We start from the raw sequence: 21,229 nt of genomic DNA on the forward strand, positions 1-21,229 counted from the left end.
GAGACGCAGCGTTCCGTTTAGGCTCGTGCCTATGGCTACGCTCCTCCACAGGCTCGGGCTGCTCGCCGCCCGCCGCGCCAAGACTGTCATCGCCGCCTGGTTCGCCGCCCTTCTGGCGGCCGCCATGGCCTTCATAGGCTTCGGCGGGCAGCTGACCGACCAGATCACCATGCCGGACCTGGAGACCACTGAGGTCGCCGACCGGCTCGCCGATGAGCTCCCCGACGCCGGCGGCGGCTCCGGAACTGCAGTGCTGCGCACCCACGACGGCGGGCCGTTCACCGACGAGCAGCAGGAGCAGGTCGCCGCGCTCATCGCAGACCTCGAAGGGCACGACGTCGTCGAGGAGGTCACCGACCCCTTCGAGGCGCAGGAGGAGATGGCCTCCGGGCAGGAGGAGCTCGCCGATGCCCGCGAGGAGCTGGAGAGCGCTCCCGCGGAGATTGAGGAGGGCCGCGAGGAGCTCGAGGCCGGCCTCGCCGAAGCCGGCATGACCCCGGAGGAGCTGCCGGGGGCGCTCGAGGAGCTGGAGCAGAGCCGGGCTGAGATTGAGGCCGCCGCGGAGGCCGGTGCTATGCCTGAGGCGCAGGCTGAGGCCGCTCTGGCTGAGATTGAGGCGGCCGAGGGGCAGCTGACCGAGGCTCAGGAGGGCCTGGCTGAGCTCGAGGCCGCTGAGGAGGAGCTCGCCTCCGGAGATGGTGAGGCGGAGCTGGAGCGCGCCGAGCGGATGATTGCGCTCACCGAAGACGCCTCCATGGTTAGTGAGGACGGCGACGTCGCGGTGCTGATGATCGGCTTTGAGGTGCCGCTGGAGCAGGTCGGCATGGAGGACCTTGAGGCTGTGGCCGACGAGCTCACTGAGGCCGGGATCGATGGCGTGGATGTGCTCCCCAGCGGTGACATCGCCTTCGAGATGCCTCACCTGTTCTCCGTGGCTGAGGCTATCGGCCTGATGATTGCAGCGATCGTGCTGCTGGTCATGCTCGGCACCTTCATCGGCGCCGGCCTGCCGCTGCTCAACGCCCTGGTCGGCGTCGGCATCGGTGTGGCCACGGCCATGGCGTTCTCCGGCCTGGTGGACATGATGGCGATGACCCCGATCCTCGGGCTGATGCTCGGTCTCGCCGTCGGCATCGACTATGCCCTGTTCATCATCAGCAGGCACCGCCGCCAGCTGAAGGACGGCATGGACCTGCGAGAATCCATCGCCTTGGCGAACGGCACGGCGGGCAACGCGGTGGTCTTCGCCGGTGCCACCGTCATCATCGCCCTGCTGGCGCTCAACGTCACCGGCATCCAGATGCTGGGCCTGATGGGGACCGTCGGCGCGTTCTGCGTGCTGATCGCGGTGCTGATGGCGACCAGCATGACCCCTGCTCTGCTGAAGCTGGTGGGCCGGCGCATCCTCAGCAAGAAGGAGCGCCGCCGCGTCGAGGCCGCCGCTGAGGCGGAGGAGAGGCCTGAGGAGAAGATATCCGCGCCGATGAGCACCGCGAAGGCGCTCGGCCTTGCTGCGGCCTCCGTCGCCGGATTGGCACTGCTGGCGATCCCCACCTTCGACCTGCGGCTGGGGCTGCCCGACGCCGGCTCGGAGGCTGAGGACTCCAGCTCCCACCAGGCCTATGTGGAGACTGAGGAGGCTTTCGGACAGGGCATGAACGGCCCGCTCGTCGCTCTCGCTGACTTCCCTGAGGCCTTGGATTCCGAGGCTGAGGCCACCGACTACCAGCTGGAGATCGCTGAGGAGCTGGCCGAGCACGAGCACATCGACGTCGTCGTGCCGATCACTCTCTCCGAGGACTACACGATGGCCGCCTATCAGGTGGTGCCCGTCGAGGGGCCCTCCGCTGAGTCGACGGAGGATCTTGTCCACGAGTTCCGCGACGGCAACCCTCTGGCCGGAGCGTCCGTGGAGGACGTGGAGCTCTCCGCGGCCGGCATGACCGCGGCGAACATCGACATCTCCGGGGTGATCGCCGACGCCCTGCCGCTCTACCTGCTGCTGGTGGTCGGCCTGTCCCTGGTGCTGATGATCATGGTGTTCCGCTCCATCCTGCTGCCTGTCATCGCCACTGTCGGCTTCGCCGGATCGTTGGCCGGCGCGATCGGCGTGGTGGTCGCCGTCTTCCAGTGGGGCTGGGGCGCGGACCTCTTCGGGGTCACCCGGCCGGGACCCGTGATGACCTTCCTGCCGATCCTGATGGTCGGCATCCTGTTCGGCCTGGCGATGGATTATCAGCTGTTCACTGCCTCCGGCATGCGGGAGGCCTACGCCCACGGGGCCAGGCCGCGGCTGGCGGTCCGTCAGGGCCTGCACGCCGGGCGTGCAGTGGTCACCGCGGCGGCGCTGATCATGGCGAGCGTGTTCGCCGGGTTCATCTTCACCCCGGATCCGATGGTCGCCTCGATCGGGCTGGGGCTGGCGGTGGGTGTGCTGCTGGACGCCTTCGTGGTGCGCCTGCTGCTGGTCCCGGCGGTCCTGACCCTGTGCGGCCCGGCCGCCTGGTGGCTGCCGAAGTGGCTGGACCGGATTCTGCCTGACGTCGACGTCGAGGGAGCCGGGCTGGAGCGTCAGCTGACATCCTGACTATGCGTCGTCGGGCTCCTGCTCGGTCTGCAGCAGGGGGTCGTCGACGAGCTCGTAGACGCCGTCGATGATCCGGTTGGGCCGGAAGGGGTAGTCGGAGATGCTGGCCTGGGAGGACACTCCGGTCATTACCAGCACGGTGTACATGCCGGCCTCCATTCCCGCGACGATGTCGGTGTCCATCCGGTCGCCGATCATCGCGGTGTTCATCGAGTGGGCCCCGAGCCTGTTCAGAGCCGACCGGAACATCATCGGGTTCGGCTTGCCCACCACGTAGGGGGCGCGGCCGGTGGCCTTGGAGATCAGGGAGGCGATGGCACCGGTCGCCGGCATGACTCCTTCGGGCGAGGGGCCGGTGGCGTCCGGGTTGGTCACGATGAACTTTGCGCCGCCGTTGATCAGTCGGACGGCTCTGGTGATCGCTTCGAAGCTGTAGTTGCGGGTCTCACCGACGACGACGTAGTCCGGGTCGGTCTCGGTCATCACGAACCCGGCCTCGTGGAGGGCAGTCGTCAGCCCGGTCTCGCCGACCACGTAGCAGGTGCCGGCGGCGCTGTGCTCCCCGCCGACCTGCTGGGCGAGGAATGTCGCGGTGGCCAGTGCGGAGGTCCAGATGCGGTCCTCGGGGACTATCAGGCCGGAGTTGCGCAGGCGGGCGGAGAGATCGCGGGCGGTGAAGATCGAGTTGTTGGTCAGCACCAGGTAGGGAAGGTCCTTGCGGCGCCACTGCTCCAGCAGCTCTGCGGCACCGGGCAGGGCCTCGTACTCACGGACGAGGACGCCGTCCATGTCGGTCAGCCAGCATTCGATGTTCGCTTCGCGCTCCACGTTCGCTCACTTCCCGTCGTTTGTCGTCACTTTCCTGTCATCCTATGCCGCCCTGCCGATGGGGAACAGGGTTGACTCCCGACGCTGTTCCGTGGTTACTTAGTAAAGTAATGAACCACTGAGGTAGTGATGCGGTTTAAGCTGGTCCAGCCCTGGGCCGAGGATGAGGAGAAAGGCGGTGAGCCGGTGGAGGAAGGACGTCCGCTCTTCGTGCAGATCGCGGAGCAGGTGGAGGCCTCCGTGCTGGACGGTTCCCTTCCTGAGGGGGAGCGTGCCCCCTCCACCAATGAGCTGGCCGCCTTCCATCGGATCAACCCTGCCACCGCCGCCAAGGGCGTGAACCTTCTGGTGGACCGGGCGATCCTGGTCAAGCGCAGGGGGCTGGGCATGTTCGTCGCCGAGGGTGCGCGGGAGATTCTGCGCACCGAGCGGCGGCAGCGCTTCGCCGATCACTACCTGGACCCGGTGCTGGCTGAGGCCGAGCACCTGGGAATGACAGCCGACCAAGTGATCGAGATGCTGCGTCAGCGTGCGCAGCGCACTGAATGAGAGGAGCGGCCATGGCCGACCCTGCAGATGCTGCCGCGGTCCGTGTGCGCGGGCTGACCAGAAGATACAGAAGCACGACGGCGCTCGACGGCGTTGACCTGGAGCTGGCTGCCGGGTCCATCCATGGCCTGCTGGGCCGCAACGGCGCCGGAAAGTCCAGCCTGATGTCCGTCGTGACCGGGCAGGAGTTCCAGAGCTCCGGCGAGGTGAGCGTCTTCGGTCAGGTCCCGCACGAGAATGAGTCAGTCCTGCCGCGGATCTGCTTCATCCGTGAGTCCATGCGCTACACCGAGGACATCAAGGCCCGTCATGCGTTCAAAGCCGCCGCCGATGCGTTCCCGAACTGGGACTGGGAGATCTGCGAACGGCTGGCCGAAGAGTTCCAGGTTCCGGAGAGGACCAAGATCAAGAAGATGTCGCACGGTCAGCGCTCCGCGGTCGGGGTGATCACCGGTCTCGCGTCGCGGGCGGATCTGACCCTGTTCGATGAGCCCTATGTGGGGTTGGACCCGGTAGCGCGCAGCCAGTTCTACCGGGCGCTGCTGGAGGACTACACCGAGCACCCGCGGACCATCATCGTCTCCTCGCACCTCATCGACGAGATTGCTCACCTCATCGAGAACGTAGTGCTACTGGACAGAGGCCAGGTCCTCCTGCACGAGGAGGCTGACGCCCTGCGGGACCGGGCGGTCACCCTGGTGGGCCGCGATGACGCCGTCGATGACCTCGCCGGCGGCCGTGCGGTGCTCACTCGTGAGGCCATGGGCCGTACCGTGCGGCTCACCGTTGAGGGGCATCTGTCGGAGGCGGAGCGTCAGCGGGCCGCAGAGCTGGAGATCGATGTGCTGCCGGTGGGCCTGCAGGACCTCGTCGTGCATCTGACCACCCGGGAGCAGGACGCACGCGGAAAGGAGAGGCAGGCATGAGCCGCATCATCGCCGCAGCACGGCTGCACCTGCTGCTGAAGAACAACGTCATCACTATGACTCTGATCGTTCTGCCCATCGCCTATGCCGTCCAACTGGGCATCCTCACCTGGCTTCAGGTGCAGGGTGAGGAGATGTCCGGCGAGATCACTGTGGGCGGAGTCTATGGCGCCGTGATCGGCGCGCTGGCTGTGAGCGCGGCCATGGCCGGGGCCTACGGCGTACCGCATGCGCTGAGCCTCAGCTACAGCCGCCGGGTGACGCTGGCCGGCATTGTCCTGGTCTTCCTTGCCTCTGCACTCACCGCCGGCCTGCTTGTCGCTGCGGTGATAGGGCTGGAGGAGCTCACCGACACCTTCGGCACGGGGCAGTCGATGCTGGCGATCTCGTACTTCATGGAGCCTGCCGGGGTCTTCGGGCTGGGGCTGGTGCTCATCGCAGCGACGATGTTCTCCATGATGAATGGTCTGCTCGTTCCGATGCTCTACCGCCTGCTGGGCATGGTCCGCACGCTGATCGTCTACGGACTGTTCGGCTTGGCCCTCCTGGTCACCGGCGCGGGGCTCACCGTCTACGGCGGCTGGGGCGCTGTGGGGCAGTGGCTGGTCGACCAGAACGCCCTGACGTGGACCGTCTGGCTGACGCTGGGAACCCTGGTGGTCACCGGTGCCAACTGGCTCACGATCCGGCGCCTTCCGGCTGCCTAGTCCCGGTCGCGACGCTTCAGGCTGGCCGTCCGCACGAGAAAGACCCCGGATCGACTGCGTGAGGGGGACGCTAGAAGTGTCGATCCGGGGTCTTGAATCACTCGCACCTTGATGAGGTGATTACTAATGTAGGGGCCTACCTTGATGGAACGCCTGAAAACTCCTGAACATTCACTGTGAGTTTTTCGCGGTGGTGTCCGAAGGGGCTACTGGCCGTGCACGTCGAAGTAGCTGTCGCCGTAGCCGCCGGGACTCCCGGACAGGCCGAGCCGGCTGGAGCATGCCGGCCAGGCGTTCCAGCCCTGGCGCTGCCAGAGGGCGTAGGCCCGGCTGATCTGCTCCTGGCGAGAGGCCTCGTGCGGACGGCCGGTTCCGCCGACCCACTCCCAGGACTGCTGGGAGAACTGAAGGCCCCCGTAGTATCCGTTTCCGGTGTTGATGGACCAGTTGCCGGAGGACTCGCACTGTGCCAGCTCGTCCCACGCCCGGCTGTAGGGCCCGTGGGGGGACTGCCGGTGCTGACCGGAGCTGGGACCGCGCCGCTCGCCGGAGGTGCTGCCGCTGTTCGAGCTGCCGGTGGACCCGGAGCTCGTTGAGCCGGAGGTGCTCCCCGTGCTTGAGCTGCCGGAGCTGGCAGAGCTGCTCGAGTCGGAGGAGCTGCTGTCCGAGGAGGAGCTCGATGACCCGCTTGAGCTGGAGCCCGAGCCGCTGCTGGAGGAGCCGTTCGAGGAGCTGGAGCCTGAGCTGGACCCGGAGGGCTGCCCGCCCAGTCCGCTCAGGTAGGAAGCTGAGACCCAACCGGTCCGGCCGTTGTGCTGAGTCTGGACCCATCCGCTGCTCTGCTCGAGCACCTGGATCTGGGTCCCCGCCGGGAGTGTGCTGATCACGGCGTTGCCGGTGCCTGGGCCGGACCGGAAGTTCAGGGCAGCGGACGTCGTCGCCGTCTGGCTGCTGCTTGAGGGGGCGGTCTCACTGGAGGATCCGGCGTTTGTCGAAGAGCCGGAGCTGGAGGAGCTCTCGGACGAGGGCGCGTCTGAGGAGGCGCTGCTCCCGCCGCTGCTCTCAGCGCTGGTCTGCGACTCGCTGTCGGCGCTGCCGGAGGAGCCGCTGTCTTCGCCGGAGAGCTCGAGCAGCGACTTTGCCAGCCAGCCGGTGGTGCCGCTGTGCCGAACCTGAACCCACAGATCGGTCTCGTCGAGGATGTCCAGCTCAGTGCCCGGGGCTACGGTCCGAAGGACGCCGTTGCTCATCCCTGCCCCGGAGCGCAGGTTCTGGTGCACGGTGGTTGTGGCGGTCTCCCCGGTGGCCGCGGGAGCGCTGGAGGCGGAGCCGCCGGAGGACGAGTCCGATGAGGCGGTGCTCTCGTCCGAGCTTTCCGAGCTTGAGGGGCTGCCTGAGCTGTCGCCGCCGGAGCTCTCGGAGGAAGCAGAGGCGGAGGTGCTGGAGCTGGTCGACTCCGAGCTGCTGCCGCTCTCCGACGAGGAGCCGCTGTTCGAGCTGCTTCCGGAAGAGGAGCCGCCGTCCGAGCTGGAGCTTCCCGCTGAGCTGCTGGGTCCGCTGCCGCTGCCGCTGTCCGGTCCGCTTGAGCTCGAACCGCCGCCGGTGTTGGATGAGCTGTCCGGGCTGCTGCCCGCTGAGCTGCTGGATGAGGGAGCGGAGCTGGAGCCGGAGGAGGCTTCCTGGCCGCCGACCTGCTCCATGTAGAAGCTGTTGGACCAGACCTGCTGACCGTTGCGGCTGAACTGCACCCAGTCGCCCTGCCGGTCAGTCACGGTGATCTCGGTGCCGGCGGGCATGCCCTGCAGCACTGCGTGCTGCACGCCGGGGCCGCTGCGGGCGTTGAGCGGGGTGGTGACCCTCAGCCGCTCACCGCTGCTGGATGTGCTGGGGGCAGGGGAGGCGGTGACGGTCTCCGCCTCGTCCGTGACCGGCTCCAGGTAGTCGCCGTGGGACCAGACCTGCTTGCCGCTGCGCTCAAACTGCACCCACTTGCCGCTGCGCCCAGTGGAGGCGATCTCAGTGCCGGTGAACATTCCGTCCACTACCGCGTGCTGCATGCCGGGGCCGCTGCGCACGTTCAGCGGCTGGGTGACGCGCAGGCGCTCGCCGGCGTTGTCGCTTCGGGCTGCGGGGTTCGACGCCGGCACGCGCAGCTCGATGCCGCCGGACAGGGAGGTGCCGGCGAACTGCGGGGAGCTGAACTGAGAGGTCCCGAGGTTCCGCGGGGAGTCCCCGCTGCTGGGCGAGTCCGCGTCGGCGGACGCCCCGGTGGCGCTCAGGGGCACCACGGCCCCGGCGGCCAGGGTCCCGATGATGGCTGGAGCCAGCTTCTTCTGCGCGGTCACGGTCATTTCCTCACTCTGGGCACGCAATGCACGGGCCTTCCGCCGTGTGGAGACGTTCGACGGCGAAAGGTCTCTTCGACTGCGGGCAAGAGGCAGATGCGCGATGGGAAGCGCGGCCCCCTGGCAGTCACCGACACCGTAATGAGGCTGCGACCATCCACGCGATTCACAGCTCAAGCACAGGTTTAAGGTCCGTTCTCGGTGCTCGGCGTTCCGCCTGTGTGCTTCGACCAGAGGACCGCGCATAGATTCACAGTGAATATCCAGTGAAACCAGGGGGTCCCGTCAAGGTCTGCCCCTACTGTAGAGAGTGCCTCTTCGAGGTGCGAGTGATTCAGCCCCCGGGCCGGCATCTTCAGCGTCCCCCTCACGCAGCCGGTTCGGGGGCTTTCTCGTGCTATCCCTACACTGGGTGGGTATGAGCGAGGAACCTGTCGCACCGGTGCGGATCGACGCATGGCTGTGGTCAGTGCGTATGTTCAAGACCCGCTCCGCAGCCACCGAGGCCTGCCGGGCCGGGAAGATCAAAGTCGACGGCGAACCTGTCAAGCCTGCCTCGAAGATCGTCCCCGGCGTTCGGCTGCAGATCTCACGGCCCGGCTATGCGGTCATCCTCGAAGTCATCCGCACCCACGCCAAGCGGGTCGGCGCGCCGGTGGCTCAGAAGGCCTACAAGGACCATTCGCCCGAGCAGGTCAGACCCCGCGACGTCGGTCTCCCCCGGCGCGAACGCGGCACCGGCCGCCCCTCCAAGAAGGAGCGCCGCCAGCTGGAGCTGCTCCGCGGCTACACGAAACGTCAGGGCACTGGTCAGTAGACTGGCGTGCATGGCTGACAAAGTTGCACTCGGGCCCGCTGACCAGCTCCCCGCCGGGGAGGTGATGCTGGCCAAAGCTGACGACACCGGCTACGGCGAGGACATCGCCGTGGTGCACGCCCTCGAAGGCGGCTACTACGGGCTGGATGACGAGTGCTCCCACGAGGCTGTCCCGCTCTCTGACGGGTTCGTGGAGGACGGTGTCCTCGAATGCCCCATGCATGCTTCCGGGTTCTGCCTGAAGACCGGCGTCCCCGAGACCCCGCCGGCGCTGGAGCCGGTGAAGACTCACCTGGTCACAGAGGAGGACGGCACCCTCTACCTGCACCCCGGCGTCCCGCACCCGGAGTCCGGCCAGGACTGAGGGACAGACGGCGAGGCTTGAGGCGTGCGTGACCTGTCGCCACTGCTGTCAGGCGGGACTCAGCCGAAGCGGGCGTCGACGGCGTCGCCGTGGGCGGGGAGGCCCTCTTCGTCGGCGAGGCGGCGCACCTGGGAGCTCACCAGTCCGAGGCCTTCGCGGCCGTACTGGACCACCTGCTGGGAGCGCATGAACGCCGTGACGTTCAGCCCGGACGAGTAGCGGGCAGCCCCGCCGGTGGGCAGGATGTGGTTGGAGCCGGCGCAGTAGTCGCCCAGGGAGACGGGGCTGTAGTGACCGAGGAAGATCGCTCCAGCGTCAGTGATCCGCTCCGCGACGGCGTCGTCGTCGCCCGTCATGACCTCCAGGTGCTCGGCGCCGTATGCGTTGGCGACCGCGACGGCGGCGTCCAGGTCATCCACCACCAGCACCGCCGACTGCGACCCTGTCAGTGAGGCGCGCACCCGCTCGGTGTGCTTGGTGGTCGCCGCCTGGTGCTGCACCTGGTCGATGACCGTCCGGGCCAGCTCCTCGGACGGGGTGACCAGTACGGCTGCGGCGAGCTCGTCGTGCTCGGCCTGAGAGATCAGGTCCGCCGCCACCAGGTTGGCCGGTGCGGTCTCGTCCGCGAGCACCATGATCTCGGTGGGTCCGGCCTCCGCGTCGATCCCGACCACCCCCTGCACGGCCCGCTTGGCGGTCGCCACAAAGATGTTGCCCGGCCCCGTGATGAAGCTCACCGGCGGGCAGGCCAGCTCGCCGGCTTCGTCGCGCGCGCCGTAGGCGAACATTCCGACAGCCTGGGCGCCCCCGGCCGCGTAGACCTCATCCACCCCCAGCAGGTGGGCTGCGGCGAGAATGGTGGGGTGCGGCCACCCGCCGAACTCGTTCTGCGGCGGGGACGCGATCGCCAGCGACTGCACACCGGCCACCTGGGCGGGCACCACGTTCATCACCACCGACGAGGGGTACACCGCCTGCCCGCCTGGGACATAGAGCCCCACCCGTGCCATCGGCACCCACCGGTTGGTGACCTTCGCGTCCGGGCCGGGCGCGATCACCGAGGCCGCCGGAAGCTGGGCGGTGTGCACCTCACGGGCCCGGGCGATGGAGGTCTCGAGGGCCTCCCTGATCTGCGGGTCGAGGCGCTCCGTGGCTTGAGCCATCGCCTCAGCCGGCACGCGCAGGGACTCGGGGCGCACGCCGTCGAACCTTTCGGCGAAGTCCATCAGCGCGGGTACCCCGCGGCTGCGGACCTCGTCCAGGATGGGGGTCACCTTGTCGGCGGTGGCGGTGATGTCGGTCCCGGCGCGCGGGAGCAGCTCGGCGTCCTGGGCGAGGGTCAGGGCGTCCACGGCGGTGCCGCGCAGGTCTTTGAGGGTCAGCAACGAGTCTCCTGGGGCGGGTCAGTGCAGGGTGGTGCAGACTATTGTTCCAGCATTCTCGGCCCCTTCCGTGATCCGGAGGCCCGTGGCAGTATGCAGGCCATGCAGACGACCTTCCCGCGCGCCCTTCTGACCCCCATGGCAGTCGAGTACGACGACGAGGCGGCCGAGCAGGATCCGTTCGACGATGTCGTCACGGAGGTGGAGGATCGCGTCCCGGAGCAGTTTGAGCAGATCGTCTCGGAGGCGGGGCCGCTGATGGGGGTGCTTATCGGGGCGGCGATCGTCGCGCTTTTCGCCGCGGTGGTCACCCTGGTGGTCTCCACGGTGCTGAAGCAGCTCTTCCGGAGGAAGCCGGCCGTGCGGCGGGCGATCAGTCGGACCCGGCTGCCGCTGTTCTTCCTGCTGCTGTTCGCAGGCTCGGCGCTGAGCGTCTACTTCGCAGTCGACGCCTGGTGGCAGGGCCCGGTGTACGTGGGCCTGCTGGTCGCCTTCATCGTCAGCGTGGCCTGGTGGGCGCTGCGGGTGGTGAAGATCGTGGAGGCCATCATCCTCTCCAGGTACGTGGGGGAGGACGAGCCGGGCGTGGAAGACCGTCGTGGCCGTCGGGTGCAGACCCAGGTGGACCTGATCGGCCGGATCCTCGCGGCGGTCATCATTACTCTGGCGGTGGCGGCGGTGCTGCTGCTCAACGAGGATCTTCGCGGCCTGGGCGCCGGTGTGCTGGCCTCCGCAGGTGTGGTCTCGGTGGTGGCCGGTCTGGCGATGCAGTCCACGCTGTCCAACGTGATCGCCGGCATTCAGCTGGCCTTCACCGACTCCATCCGGGTGGGCGACGTCATCGTCATTGAGGACAATTTCGGCAATGTGGAGGAGATCACACTCTCCGCTGTGGTGGTGAAGTCCTGGGACGGCCGCCGATTCATCTATCCGAGCGCCCACTTCGTGGCGACCCCGTTCGAGAACTGGACCCGCGTGGGCACCGAGCTGATGGGCACCGTGGAGCTCGACGTCGACTGGCGGGTGCCGATGGATGCTCTGCGCCGCCGGCTGAAGCGGGTGCTGGACACCACCGAGCTGTGGGACGGGCAGACGTACAATCTGCAGCTGACGGAGGCCACTGAGGGTCACGCCCAAGCGCGCGTGGTGGTCTCGGCCCGAAACTCAGCGGACCTGTGGGACCTGCGGTGCCTGATCCGTGAGGACATGGTCAACTACATCCGCACGGAGCACCCGTACGCGATGCTCACCCAGCGGATGCTCTACAGCAACGAGCAGGCTCTCGGCCGAGTCCCGGAGCCGGTGGGGACCGGGCAGTTCGGCGCGGTCGACGGCGAATCGGCCGAGTCCGCTCCCGCTGCCGCCCCGGGCGAGGGAGCAGGGCTGTTCACCGGATCCATCCAGGCCGTTCAGCGCAGCCGCGACCTCGTCGGCCCCGGCGAGGACGCCTACCGGGAGCGTCAGGCCCGCCAAGATGAGCAGCAGGCGGACTGATGCCGCAGCTGGGGCGCACGGGATGACGCTCAGCGGCGCGGAGCACCGTCAGGTTCGCTGGTGGTTGGAGGCCTTCTTGTCACCCTCTGTCCGGCTCTCCTCCTCGGAGCCTTCCTGGCCGGGGATGCCCACGCCGCGCTCGGAGACCCAGTGGACCACCCGGTCGGGCACAAACTTCAGGCCGGTGGTGAGCGCTCGGTAGGGGACTGAGGGGACGCACTGGGCGGCGCCCTGGGCGTTGGCGGTCAGGGCCTGACGCACGACGTCATCGGGCTCCAGCCACATCCATCTCTTGGAGCTGGTGACCTCGATGCCGCCGCGCTCGTGGAACTCGGTGCGGACCAGCCCGGGGCAGACTGCAGTGATGAGCACGCCGTCGTGCTTGTGCTGCTGGTGCATCGCCTTCGAGAAGTTCAGCATCCAGGACTTCGCCGCTGAGTAGGTGCCGGTGGGTGTGAAGGCCGCCACCGAGGCGACGTTGATGATGCGGCCTCCGCGACGGGCCACCATGTGCCGCAGAGCAGTGTGGGTGAGCTCCATGGTGGTCTGCACATGGAGGCGCACCAGGCCGCGCTCAGCGTCGAGGCTGCTGTCGATGAACGGCTCGCCGAGGCCGTGCCCGGCGTTGTTCACCAGGACGTGGACCGGGTTGGAGTCGTCGGCGAGCCGCTCCTGGACCGCGGCGACGCCGTCGTCGGTCATCAGATCCGCGACGATCACCTCAGCCTCAGTGCCGTACCGCTTGCCCAGGTGCTCGGCCTGCTCGTTCAGCCTCTCCTCGCTGCGGGCCACCAGCACCACTGCGTATCCCTGGGAGGCGAGCTGGCGGGCGAATTCTGCCCCGAGCCCGGCGGTGGAACCTGTGATGAGCGCGGTGTGGGAAGCCATGGCCCCATCTTAGTGGCCTCAACTAGGGTGGAGCGTGAGCGAACCGGCACCCGGTGAGACCAGATGCGAGGAGACAGGCCATGGCCGAGGACAAGCAGCAGACGTTCGGGACCGAACACTCCACTCAGGGCGCCTACGTCACCGGGGAGGAGTTCTCTCGGGACACCAACTATATCGAGGACCGGGTGGTCGCCGATGTCGCCGCCGCCCGCTCCGCACCGCAGGAGGAGCCCTCCAAGATCGGCGACCCGCGCATGAGAGGACTCACCGCGGACGCCGAAGCCTGGCCCGCGGGGCCCGGCCGGTACCGCCTGGTCGCGGCGCGGGCCTGCCCGTGGGCGCACCGCACCATCATCATTCGCCGCCTGCTCGGTCTGGAGGACGTCATCTCCCTGGGCACCCCGGGGCCGGTGCACGACGTCCGCTCCTGGACCTTCGACCTGGATGAGGGCGCCAAGGACCCGATGCTCGGCACTGAGCGTCTGCAGGAGAACTACTTCGCCCGCTTCCCCGACTACCCGCGCGGCATCACCGTGCCCGCCCTGGTGGATGCTCCCAGCGGCGGAGTGGTCACCAACAACTATCCTCAGCTGACCTTCGACCTCTCCACCCAGTGGAAGGACCACCACCGCCAGGGCGCCCCGAACCTGATCCCGGACGAGCTGGTCGAGGACATGCTCCCCGTCATCAGACGGGTCTTCACTGAGGTGAACAACGGCGTCTACCGGGCTGGGTTCGCCGGCTCTCAGCGCGCCTACGAGGAGGCCTACGACCGCCTCTTCGAAACCCTCGACTGGCTGGAGGAGCGGCTGGGCTCCCGCCGCTACCTGATGGGCGAAAACATCACCGAGGCGGATGTCCGCCTGTTCACCACCCTGGTGAGGTTCGACGCCGTCTACCACGGCCACTTCAAGTGCAACCGGAACAAACTGGCCGAGATGCCGAACCTGTGGGGCTACGCCCGGGACCTGTTCCAGACTCCCGGCTTCGGCGACACCGTCGACTTCGACCAGATCAAGGCCCACTATTACGAGGTCCACGAGGACATCAACCCCACTCAGATCGTGCCGAAGGGCCCTGAGCTGGAATCTTGGCTGTCCGAGCACGGCCGCGAGAGGCTGGGCGGCTCCCCGTTCGCCGACGGTGCGACCGCACCCGGCCCGGTTGCGCAGGACGAGCGGCCCCCAGGCGCGAACCCCCTGCACCGCTGAGACAGGACTGTTGCTGCCTGTTCAGAAGGAGCCCTCTCTGCCGCCGCTGAGGCGAACCAGAGAGGGCTCCTTCTTTTGTGCCGCTTTTTGGTGATCGGCTTCACATTCACTGCCGGAGCGTGTTAGCTTATGTGAACTTGTGATCTAGTCTTCACAGATATGAACACAGTGCGACTTGAATCACTGCAATGATGCAGCCCCACAGAAAGGCGTGCCGATGACGCTGCGCATAGGTGTGATTGCCGACGACTTCACCGGAGCCACCGATATCGCCGGCTTCCTGGTCTCTGCCGGCCTGCGGACAGCTCAGCTCAACAGCCCGGAACAAGCGCCTGAGAACCTCGACGCCGACGCTGTCGTCATCAGCCTGAAGACCCGGTCCATTCCGGCAGATGACGCGGTCCAGCAGAGCCTGCGCGCCTGCCGGATCCTGCAGCAGCTGGGTGCTGAGCAGATCATCTTCAAATACTGCTCCACCTTCGACTCCACTGCCGCAGGGAACATCGGCCCGGTGACCGACGCCCTCCTTGAGGAGCTGAAAGAGGATTTCACCGTCATCGTGCCGGCTCTGCCGGTCAACGGTCGGACGGTCTACCAGAGCAGCCTCTTCGTGCACCACCAGCCGCTCCACGAATCCGGCATGAAGGACCACCCGGTCACCCCCATGACCGACTCCAACCTCCTGCGGCTGATGGAGGCGCAGAGTCGCGGCACAGCAGCAGCCGTGCCATACCAGGTGGTCGAACAGGGCCCGGAGGCTGTCCGGCACGCGCTCAATGAGGCAAAGGCCCGGGGGGCCCGCTACGCGGTCATCGACACTCTCAACCACGACCACCTCGACACCATCGGAGAAGCGTCCCGCCACCTTCGTCTGCTCACCGGCGGCTCCGGCATGGGATCCGGTCTGGGCAGGGCCCTCACCGGCCGGGATGAGGCCCCGGCTGCCGAATCCGCCGCCCAGCAGTGGGAATTCACCAGCGGCCCCGCCCTCGTCATCTCCGGCTCGTCCTCCCAGATGACGAACAAGCAGGTGGCCGAGTATAGGCAGCAGGCCCCCAGTGCCGCGCTCGACGTCGCCCGCGTCATCGACGAGCCCCGGGCCTACCTGGGTGAGCTCACCGAGTGGGTCCTGAACCACATCGGTGGGGCCCCGAGCGGGCCGGCGCCCATGGTCTATGCCACCGCCGCCCCGGAGACGGTCAGGCAATGGCAGCAGACCTACGGGGCGGAGCGCCTCTCCGCAGCGATCGAGGGTTTCTTCGGAGACCTCGCCAGCGGCCTGCGCGAGCGGGGCGTGACCCGGTTCATCGTCGCGGGAGGCGAAACCTCAGGTGCTGTGACCCAGGCATTGGGCGTCGCCGGCTTCGAAGTCGGTCCGCAGATCGCTCCGGGAGTGCCCTGGACCCTCAGCCTGGACGGTGCATTGGACCTCGCCCTGAAGTCCGGGAACTTCGGCGACGAGCAGTTCTTCGCAGCCGCCCAGCAGCTGGTGGCTGACGGCTCCGCCGGCAGCTGAGAGGAGACCACGCTATGCCCCAGTTCGCAGCCAACCTCAGCATGATGTTCACCGAGGAGCCCTTCCTCCGGCGCTTCGGCGCAGCCGCGGAAGCAGGCTTTCGTGCGGTGGAGTACCTCTTTCCCTACGAGCACACCTCGGATGAGATCTCCTCCGCCCTGCAGCAGCACGGCCTCACCCAGGCGCTGTTCAATGCCCCGCCCGGCCGATGGGAGGACGGGGAGCGCGGCATCGCCTCTCTTCCGGACCGGGATGCAGAGTTCGACCAGGGGCTGGAGACCGCCCTGGAGTATGCCCGCGCGCTGAACTGCCGCCAGGTCCACGTCATGGCCGGGATCGCCGACTCCGCCGACCCTGCAGCACGGCAGCGGTATGTGGAGCGCATCCGCCGTGCCGCCCAGACGGCCCAGGCCCACGGGGTGCGGATCCTCATCGAACCCATCAATCCTGTGGACATGCCCGGATACTTCCTCTCCAGCGTGGGCATGGGCAGACAGATCCTCGACGAGATCGACCACTCCAACGTCGGCCTGCAGCTGGATCTCTACCATGCTCAGATCACCGACGGAGATCTCTCCCGACTCATCGCCAGCACCGCGCCGGTGACTTCGCACATCCAGATCGCCGGGGTCCCGGACCGACACGAACCGGACCTTGGAGAAGTCAACTACGCGTATCTGTTCGAGAGGATCGACTCTGCGGGCTACACCGGGTGGATCGGCTGCGAGTACCGTCCGGCAGCCGCCACCGCTGAAGGCTTGGACTGGTTCAGGCCCTACCGGGCCCAGCAGGGGAGGTCGGGACAGTGATGATTCCCGACGAGCGCCGCCGTCGTCTGGTCCATATCGTGGATGAGCAGGGATCAGCCTCGATCGCAGATCTCACCGAGACGCTCGGGGTCTCCCACATGACGGTCCGGCGGGACATCAAGGTGCTCGAGGAGGACGGCCGCCTCGTCTCTGTGGCAGGAGGAGTGACCAAACCCTCCCGCATCGCCCTGGATGCCACCCATCAGGCCAAACTCGGCATCCGACCAATCGAGAAGGATGCCATCGCCTCGCGGGCCGCGGACCTCGTCTCCCCGGGGGACGTGGTGTACCTCGACGCCGGCACCACCATGCTCGCGCTGGCTCGGAAGCTCGTCGAACGCGCAGCTCCGGAGCCCCTGGTCATCGTCACCAACGACCTCGCCGTCGCCGCCGCAGCGGGGGAGCACCCGCAGGCACGGGTCCATGTGCTCGGCGGCCGCCTGGACCCCGGGAACATGTCGACGGACGGACCCACCGCAGCAGCAGAGCTGGCCGAGTTCAACATCGACCTGGCCTTCGTCTCTGCCTCCTCCTTCGATCTCAGGGGGCTCTCGGTGCCCACGGAGGCCAAAGTAATGGTCAAACGCGCCATCATCGAGAACTCCTCCCGGTCCTATCTGACCACGGACGCCAGCAAATACGGCCGGGTCGCCGCGTACAAGGCCATCAGCTTCGGCGCCTTCGAGGGCCTCATCACCGACCCCTCCCTGTCCCAGGCGGCCCAGGACCGTTCCGCCGAGCTGGGCGTAGACCTGCTGCTGACCGGCTCCTCCGATCCGGCCACAGCCCCCGGATCTCTCGACACCTCTGCACCACACTCATGAAAGGACCCAGCGATTCGATGAAGATCATCGTCACCGGCGGAGCCGGATTCCTCGGCAGCCGCGTCATCAGCCAGCTGCTCGAAGCCCAGGACGCCGGCCGCCTGCCGGTCCAAGTCACCCGCATCATCTCCCTGGACCTTGCCGAATGCCCCGTCCAGGACCCCCGCGTGGACTCCCGCGTGGGCGACCTGACCGACCCGCAGCTGGTCTCCGAGCTTGTCGACGCCGACGTCGCGGGCATCTACCACATGGCTGCAGTGCTCTCCGGAGGCTCGGAGTCCGACTTCGACCTGGCCTACAAGGTCAACGTCGACGCCACCAAGCAGCTGCTGGAAGCGGCTCGGGCCACCGGTCAGCGCCCGGCCTTCATCTTCACCAGCTCCCTGGCCGTCTTCGGCGGAGAGATGCCTCAGGTGGTCCCGGAGAACCTCGCCGCCCAGCCGGAGTCCACCTACGGGGCGACCAAGACCATCGGCGAACTGATGGTCAACGAATACTCCCGCAAGGGATATGTGGACGCCCGGATCTGCCGACTGCCCACCATCTCCGTGCGTCCCGGCACACCGAACTCAGCAGCCTCATCCTTCGCCAGCGGCATCATCCGGGAGCCGCTGCAGGGCGTCGCCTCTGAGGTGCCGGTGCCGCTGGAGACACGTATGTGGCTCTCCTCGCCCAATACTGCGGTGGAGAACCTCGTTCACGCCTTCATTGTCGAGGCAGACCGGCTCGGCACTTGGCGTGTGCTCAACCTTCCCGGGGTCACCGTCACAGTCGCCGAGATGCTCGATGCCCTCGAGACTGTCGGCGGTGCAGAGGCTCGCTCGCTGGTGAGCCGCCGTGAGGACCAGAAGATCATGGACATCGTCTGCTCCTGGCCCGGGGAATTCGACGTCGAACGAACTCTGTCGCTCGGCTTCCGTCCGGACAGCAGCTTCGAGGCTGCCGTCCGGCAATTCCATGAGGAGTTCGTCGCCTGAGGCGATTTCGCTCGCACACCTGATTCAGTGTCAAGGAGGACACCATGAATGAGCTCGGAACGTCCGAGGTAGGGGCCCTCGTCGGCCTCGCAGCAGCAGTGGCGCTGCTGATCTTCTTCGTCGTCAAAACGAAGATCCACGCGATCCTCGCACTGATCATCGCCGCCTCGATCGCCGGCATGGCTGCGGGCATGGCTCCCGACGCCGTCATCGAGACCATCACCGCCGGATTCGGCTCCACCCTGGGCACCATCGGTCTGGTGATCGGTCTGGGTGTGATGATGGGGCGCATCCTCGAGGTCTCCGGAGCTGCGGAGAAGCTCGCCTACACCCTGATCCGCTGGATCGGGAAGAAGAAGGAGGAATGGGCTCTCTCCGTGGCGGGCTTCATCATCTCCATCCCGATCTTCGTCGACTCCGCCTATGTGATCCTTCAGCCGCTGGTCAGGTCCCTGGCCCACACCACCGGGCGCTCCATCCTCACCCTCGGCATCGCCCTGGCCGGCGGCCTGATCGTCACCCACCACGCTGTTCCCCCGACTCCCGGCCCGCTCGGCGCCGCAGGGATCTTCGGGGTCGGCATCGGCGAGATGATCATCTGGGGCGTGGTGCTCACCATCCCCGCCATGCTCCTGGTGACCATCTACGCGAAGGTGATGGGCCCACGGATTGAGGCCATGATCGAACGTGACACCGGCGAGACGCTCAGCCCTGCCGAGGCCTTCGAAGAGTTCCAGCAGCGCGCCGATGAGCGCGAGCAGGAGCTTCCCAGCCTCTTCATCTCCATCCTGCCGATACTGCTGCCGATCGTGCTGATCTTCATCAACACCTTCTCCACCAACCTCACCGATGCCGGGGTGCTGGACCTGCCCGAGGGCGTGGTCTCTGTTGCAGGATTCATCGGGAACCCGGTCATCGCCCTGCTCTTCGGCGTGCTGGCCGCCGTCTACGGCCTGACCCGCAACCAGAGCCGCCAGGGCACCATTGCCGATATGGAGAAAGGCGTCCAGGCTGCCGGCATCATCCTGCTGGTCACCGGCGCCGGTGGTGCGCTCGGCGAGGTGCTGCGTGAGTCCGGTTCGGCAGAGGCCATCGGCGAGGCTGTGGCGAGCCTGCCGCTGCCCACCATCCTGATACCCTTCATCATTGCCACTGTGGTGCGCATCATCCAGGGCTCCGGCACTGTCGCCATCATCACCTCGGCCTCGATCTCCGCACCCATTCTGGCTCAGGTCCCGGATGTGAACATGGTGCTGGCCGCTCAGGCGGCCTCGTTGGGCGCACTGTTCTTCGGCTACTTCAACGACAGCTTCTTCTGGGTGGTCAACCGTATGCTCGGCGTGAAGAACGCCAAGCACCAGATGCTGGTGTGGTCCGTCCCCACCACCATCGCCTGGGCCGCCACAATGGTGATGCTGCTCATCGCCAGCTTCATCTTCTGAGAGGGGAACCTTGACCGAACAGCACCTGCGACAGCAGATCGTCGAGCTGGCCGCCAGCCTCTTCGAGCGGGGCTTCTCCGTGGGGAGCGCCGGCAATGTCAGTGTGCGCACTGAGGCCGGCTACCTGATGACGCCCACCAACTCCTCGCTTGGGCGATTGGAGCCGGACCGACTCTCCGTGCTGAGTCAGGGCTGGGACCATATTGCGGGTCCCAAACCCTCCAAGGAGGTGGTGATGCACCAGGCAATGTACCAGGCCCGCCCCGAGGCCCAGGCGATCGTTCATCTGCACTCCACCTATGTGACGGCTTACAGCTGCTTGCGAACCGAAGAAGGCATCCCGCCCCTCACTCCCTACTTCGTCATGCGCCTGGGCCAGGAAGTCCCTACCGTCCCCTATTACAAGCCAGGTGCCGCCGAGATGCTTGAGGACATTCTCGCCGCAGGCCAGCGGAGCCCCGGCGTGATCCTCTCCAATCACGGCTCGATCGTGGCAGGCTCAAGCCTGGAGGATGCGGTCAACGCGGCAGAGGAGCTGGAGGTCTCCGCTCAGCTGGCATTCCTGCTGGAGGGACGGCCCACTCGCCCCCTGACGCAGGAGCAGGTCCAGAACCTTCTGGGATGAAGGGCGCATAGACCCCGAGAAGAACCCTGGCAATCGCCTCCGCACCCGTTGCTTCAAACGGCTTAGGCGCGAGAGGTAGGGTGGCGGGATATGCAGTCAAGTGGGGGAGGTCCTATGTCCGGCGCTGATGAACTCGGCGGCCCGTTCGCCAGGCGGTTCGTCGCCATCGGGGACTCCTTCACCGAAGGAGTCGGGGACATCGACCCCTCGAGCCCGAATGGGGTGCGTGGCTGGGCCGACCGGGTCGCTGCCCAGCTGATCAGCAATGACCCCTCCTGGGGGTACGCCAACCTCGCGGTCCGGGGGCGGAAGCTGCAGCAGGTCATCGACGGCCAGCTCGACGCCGCCGTCTCCCTCAACCCCACCCTGGTCACCTTCTACGCCGGCGGCAATGACATCCTTCGCCCCACCGTGCACCTGGACGTCCTGATGGAGCGGTACCGATGGGCCGTGGAGCGACTGGTGGAGACGGGGGGCCGCGTGGTGCTCTTCACCGGGTTCGACTCAGGCAAGGCGCCCATGTTCAAGGCAACCCGCGGCCGGACCGCCATCTACAACGAGGCGGTCCGCAAGATCGCCGCGGACCTCGGCCTTGAGCTGGTGGACTTCTGGCACATGAAGCAGCTCCAGGACTGGCGGTATTGGGACGAGGACCGCCTGCACCTGAGCATCGAAGGGCATATCCTCATGGCCAAGGAGACGCTCAGAGTCCTCGGGGAGAAGGACGAGATCGAGCTCCCCGAGATGGAGGAGCCTCCCATCAAAGCGATCCACCAGAAGGTCTACGCCGAGTTCGCCTGGACCAAGGACTACCTGGCCCCCTGGATCAGGCGCCGCGTGACCCGGAGGTCCAGCGGAGACGAACTCGATGCCAAGTACCCCACGCTCACCTCAAAGATCTGGTGAGCAAGGGCCGTGTGACCGCTGAAGGACGCTGA

General features: G+C 67.1%; 19 protein-coding genes. 15 read left to right on the top strand and 4 right to left on the bottom strand.

What is annotated here, in order from left to right; genetic code table 11:
• Nucleotides 1-31: 31 nt before the first annotated feature.
• Nucleotides 32-2,587: an MMPL family transporter gene (locus tag FWJ47_RS04320; protein WP_147104603.1), complete on the top strand. Its 2,556-nt coding sequence runs from the start codon at nt 32-34 to the stop codon at nt 2,585-2,587.
• Here the strand turns inward: FWJ47_RS04320 and FWJ47_RS04325 are convergent, their stop codons facing one another.
• Nucleotides 2,588-3,415 (bottom strand): HAD-IIA family hydrolase, encoded by an 828-nt coding sequence (locus FWJ47_RS04325; protein WP_147104607.1) that lies wholly within the window; start codon nt 3,413-3,415, stop codon nt 2,588-2,590.
• Nucleotides 3,416-3,544: 129 nt separating this feature from the next.
• Here FWJ47_RS04325 and FWJ47_RS04330 point away from each other — a divergent pair, with 129 nt between their 5' ends.
• Genes FWJ47_RS04330 through FWJ47_RS04340 form a run of 3 tightly spaced genes read left to right on the top strand, consistent with a single transcriptional unit; the run spans nt 3,545 to nt 5,597 of the window.
• Nucleotides 3,545-3,964, top strand: coding sequence for a GntR family transcriptional regulator (locus tag FWJ47_RS04330; RefSeq protein WP_147108920.1), 420 nt, complete (start codon nt 3,545-3,547; stop codon nt 3,962-3,964).
• An 11-nt stretch (nt 3,965-3,975) separates the two neighbouring features.
• On the top strand, nt 3,976-4,890 hold the full coding sequence (locus tag FWJ47_RS04335) for an ABC transporter ATP-binding protein (RefSeq protein WP_147104610.1): 915 nt from the start codon (nt 3,976-3,978) through the stop codon (nt 4,888-4,890).
• Nucleotides 4,887-5,597, top strand: a complete 711-nt coding sequence (locus tag FWJ47_RS04340; protein WP_147104613.1) for a hypothetical protein — start codon at nt 4,887-4,889, stop codon at nt 5,595-5,597. The genes FWJ47_RS04335 and FWJ47_RS04340 overlap by 4 nt, the downstream gene beginning before the upstream one ends.
• Before the next feature lie 206 nt (nt 5,598-5,803).
• Here the strand turns inward: FWJ47_RS04340 and FWJ47_RS12335 are convergent, their stop codons facing one another.
• Nucleotides 5,804-7,948: an SH3 domain-containing protein gene (locus tag FWJ47_RS12335; protein WP_170228475.1), complete on the bottom strand. Its 2,145-nt coding sequence runs from the start codon at nt 7,946-7,948 to the stop codon at nt 5,804-5,806.
• 412 nt (nt 7,949-8,360) lie between these two features.
• Here FWJ47_RS12335 and FWJ47_RS04350 point away from each other — a divergent pair, with 412 nt between their 5' ends.
• Both FWJ47_RS04350 and FWJ47_RS04355 read left to right on the top strand, forming a co-directional pair.
• Nucleotides 8,361-8,759 carry an RNA-binding S4 domain-containing protein gene (locus FWJ47_RS04350; RefSeq protein ID WP_147104619.1) on the top strand — a complete coding sequence of 133 codons (399 nt, stop codon included), beginning with the start codon at nt 8,361-8,363 and terminating at the stop codon, nt 8,757-8,759.
• Nucleotides 8,760-8,769: 10 nt separating this feature from the next.
• Nucleotides 8,770-9,123, top strand: a complete 354-nt coding sequence (locus FWJ47_RS04355) for a non-heme iron oxygenase ferredoxin subunit (RefSeq protein ID WP_147104622.1) — start codon at nt 8,770-8,772, stop codon at nt 9,121-9,123.
• Nucleotides 9,124-9,182: 59 nt separating this feature from the next.
• Here the strand turns inward: FWJ47_RS04355 and hisD are convergent, their stop codons facing one another.
• Nucleotides 9,183-10,508, bottom strand: coding sequence for a histidinol dehydrogenase (hisD, locus tag FWJ47_RS04360; protein ID WP_147104625.1), 1,326 nt, complete (start codon nt 10,506-10,508; stop codon nt 9,183-9,185).
• Nucleotides 10,509-10,607: 99 nt separating this feature from the next.
• Here hisD and FWJ47_RS04365 point away from each other — a divergent pair, with 99 nt between their 5' ends.
• Nucleotides 10,608-11,999, top strand: a complete 1,392-nt coding sequence (locus FWJ47_RS04365) for a mechanosensitive ion channel family protein (RefSeq protein ID WP_170228476.1) — start codon at nt 10,608-10,610, stop codon at nt 11,997-11,999.
• A gap of 48 nt (nt 12,000-12,047) precedes the next feature.
• Here the strand turns inward: FWJ47_RS04365 and FWJ47_RS04370 are convergent, their stop codons facing one another.
• On the bottom strand, nt 12,048-12,887 hold the full coding sequence (locus tag FWJ47_RS04370; RefSeq protein WP_147104631.1) for an SDR family NAD(P)-dependent oxidoreductase: 840 nt from the start codon (nt 12,885-12,887) through the stop codon (nt 12,048-12,050).
• Between the two features lie 80 nt (nt 12,888-12,967).
• On the opposite strand from FWJ47_RS04370, the gene FWJ47_RS04375 reads away from it, so the two are divergent.
• The 8 genes from FWJ47_RS04375 (at nt 12,968) to FWJ47_RS04410 (ending at nt 21,197) form a co-directional block, all read left to right on the top strand.
• Nucleotides 12,968-14,098 (top strand): glutathione S-transferase family protein, encoded by a 1,131-nt coding sequence (locus FWJ47_RS04375; protein WP_147104634.1) that lies wholly within the window; start codon nt 12,968-12,970, stop codon nt 14,096-14,098.
• Nucleotides 14,099-14,315: 217 nt separating this feature from the next.
• On the top strand, nt 14,316-15,614 hold the full coding sequence (gene otnK, locus FWJ47_RS04380) for a 3-oxo-tetronate kinase (RefSeq protein ID WP_147104637.1): 1,299 nt from the start codon (nt 14,316-14,318) through the stop codon (nt 15,612-15,614).
• Nucleotides 15,615-15,628: 14 nt separating this feature from the next.
• On the top strand, nt 15,629-16,423 hold the full coding sequence (otnI, locus tag FWJ47_RS04385) for a 2-oxo-tetronate isomerase (RefSeq protein ID WP_147104640.1): 795 nt from the start codon (nt 15,629-15,631) through the stop codon (nt 16,421-16,423).
• Complete coding sequence (locus FWJ47_RS04390; protein ID WP_147108923.1) at nt 16,423-17,247, top strand: DeoR/GlpR family DNA-binding transcription regulator; 825 nt, start codon at nt 16,423-16,425, stop codon at nt 17,245-17,247. Before otnI ends, FWJ47_RS04390 begins: the two co-directional genes overlap by 1 nt.
• Before the next feature lie 17 nt (nt 17,248-17,264).
• Complete coding sequence (gene denD, locus FWJ47_RS04395) at nt 17,265-18,224, top strand: D-erythronate dehydrogenase (protein ID WP_147104643.1); 960 nt, start codon at nt 17,265-17,267, stop codon at nt 18,222-18,224.
• A gap of 44 nt (nt 18,225-18,268) precedes the next feature.
• Nucleotides 18,269-19,666, top strand: coding sequence for a GntP family permease (locus FWJ47_RS04400; protein ID WP_147104647.1), 1,398 nt, complete (start codon nt 18,269-18,271; stop codon nt 19,664-19,666).
• 10 nt (nt 19,667-19,676) lie between these two features.
• Nucleotides 19,677-20,291, top strand: a complete 615-nt coding sequence (gene otnC / locus FWJ47_RS04405) for a 3-oxo-tetronate 4-phosphate decarboxylase (RefSeq protein ID WP_147104650.1) — start codon at nt 19,677-19,679, stop codon at nt 20,289-20,291.
• A 114-nt stretch (nt 20,292-20,405) separates the two neighbouring features.
• Nucleotides 20,406-21,197, top strand: coding sequence for an SGNH/GDSL hydrolase family protein (locus FWJ47_RS04410; RefSeq protein ID WP_147104653.1), 792 nt, complete (start codon nt 20,406-20,408; stop codon nt 21,195-21,197).
• Nucleotides 21,198-21,229 lie beyond the last annotated feature (32 nt).

Source organism: Nesterenkonia populi (assembly GCF_007994735.1).
Lineage (GTDB): Bacteria > Actinomycetota > Actinomycetes > Actinomycetales > Micrococcaceae > Nesterenkonia > Nesterenkonia populi.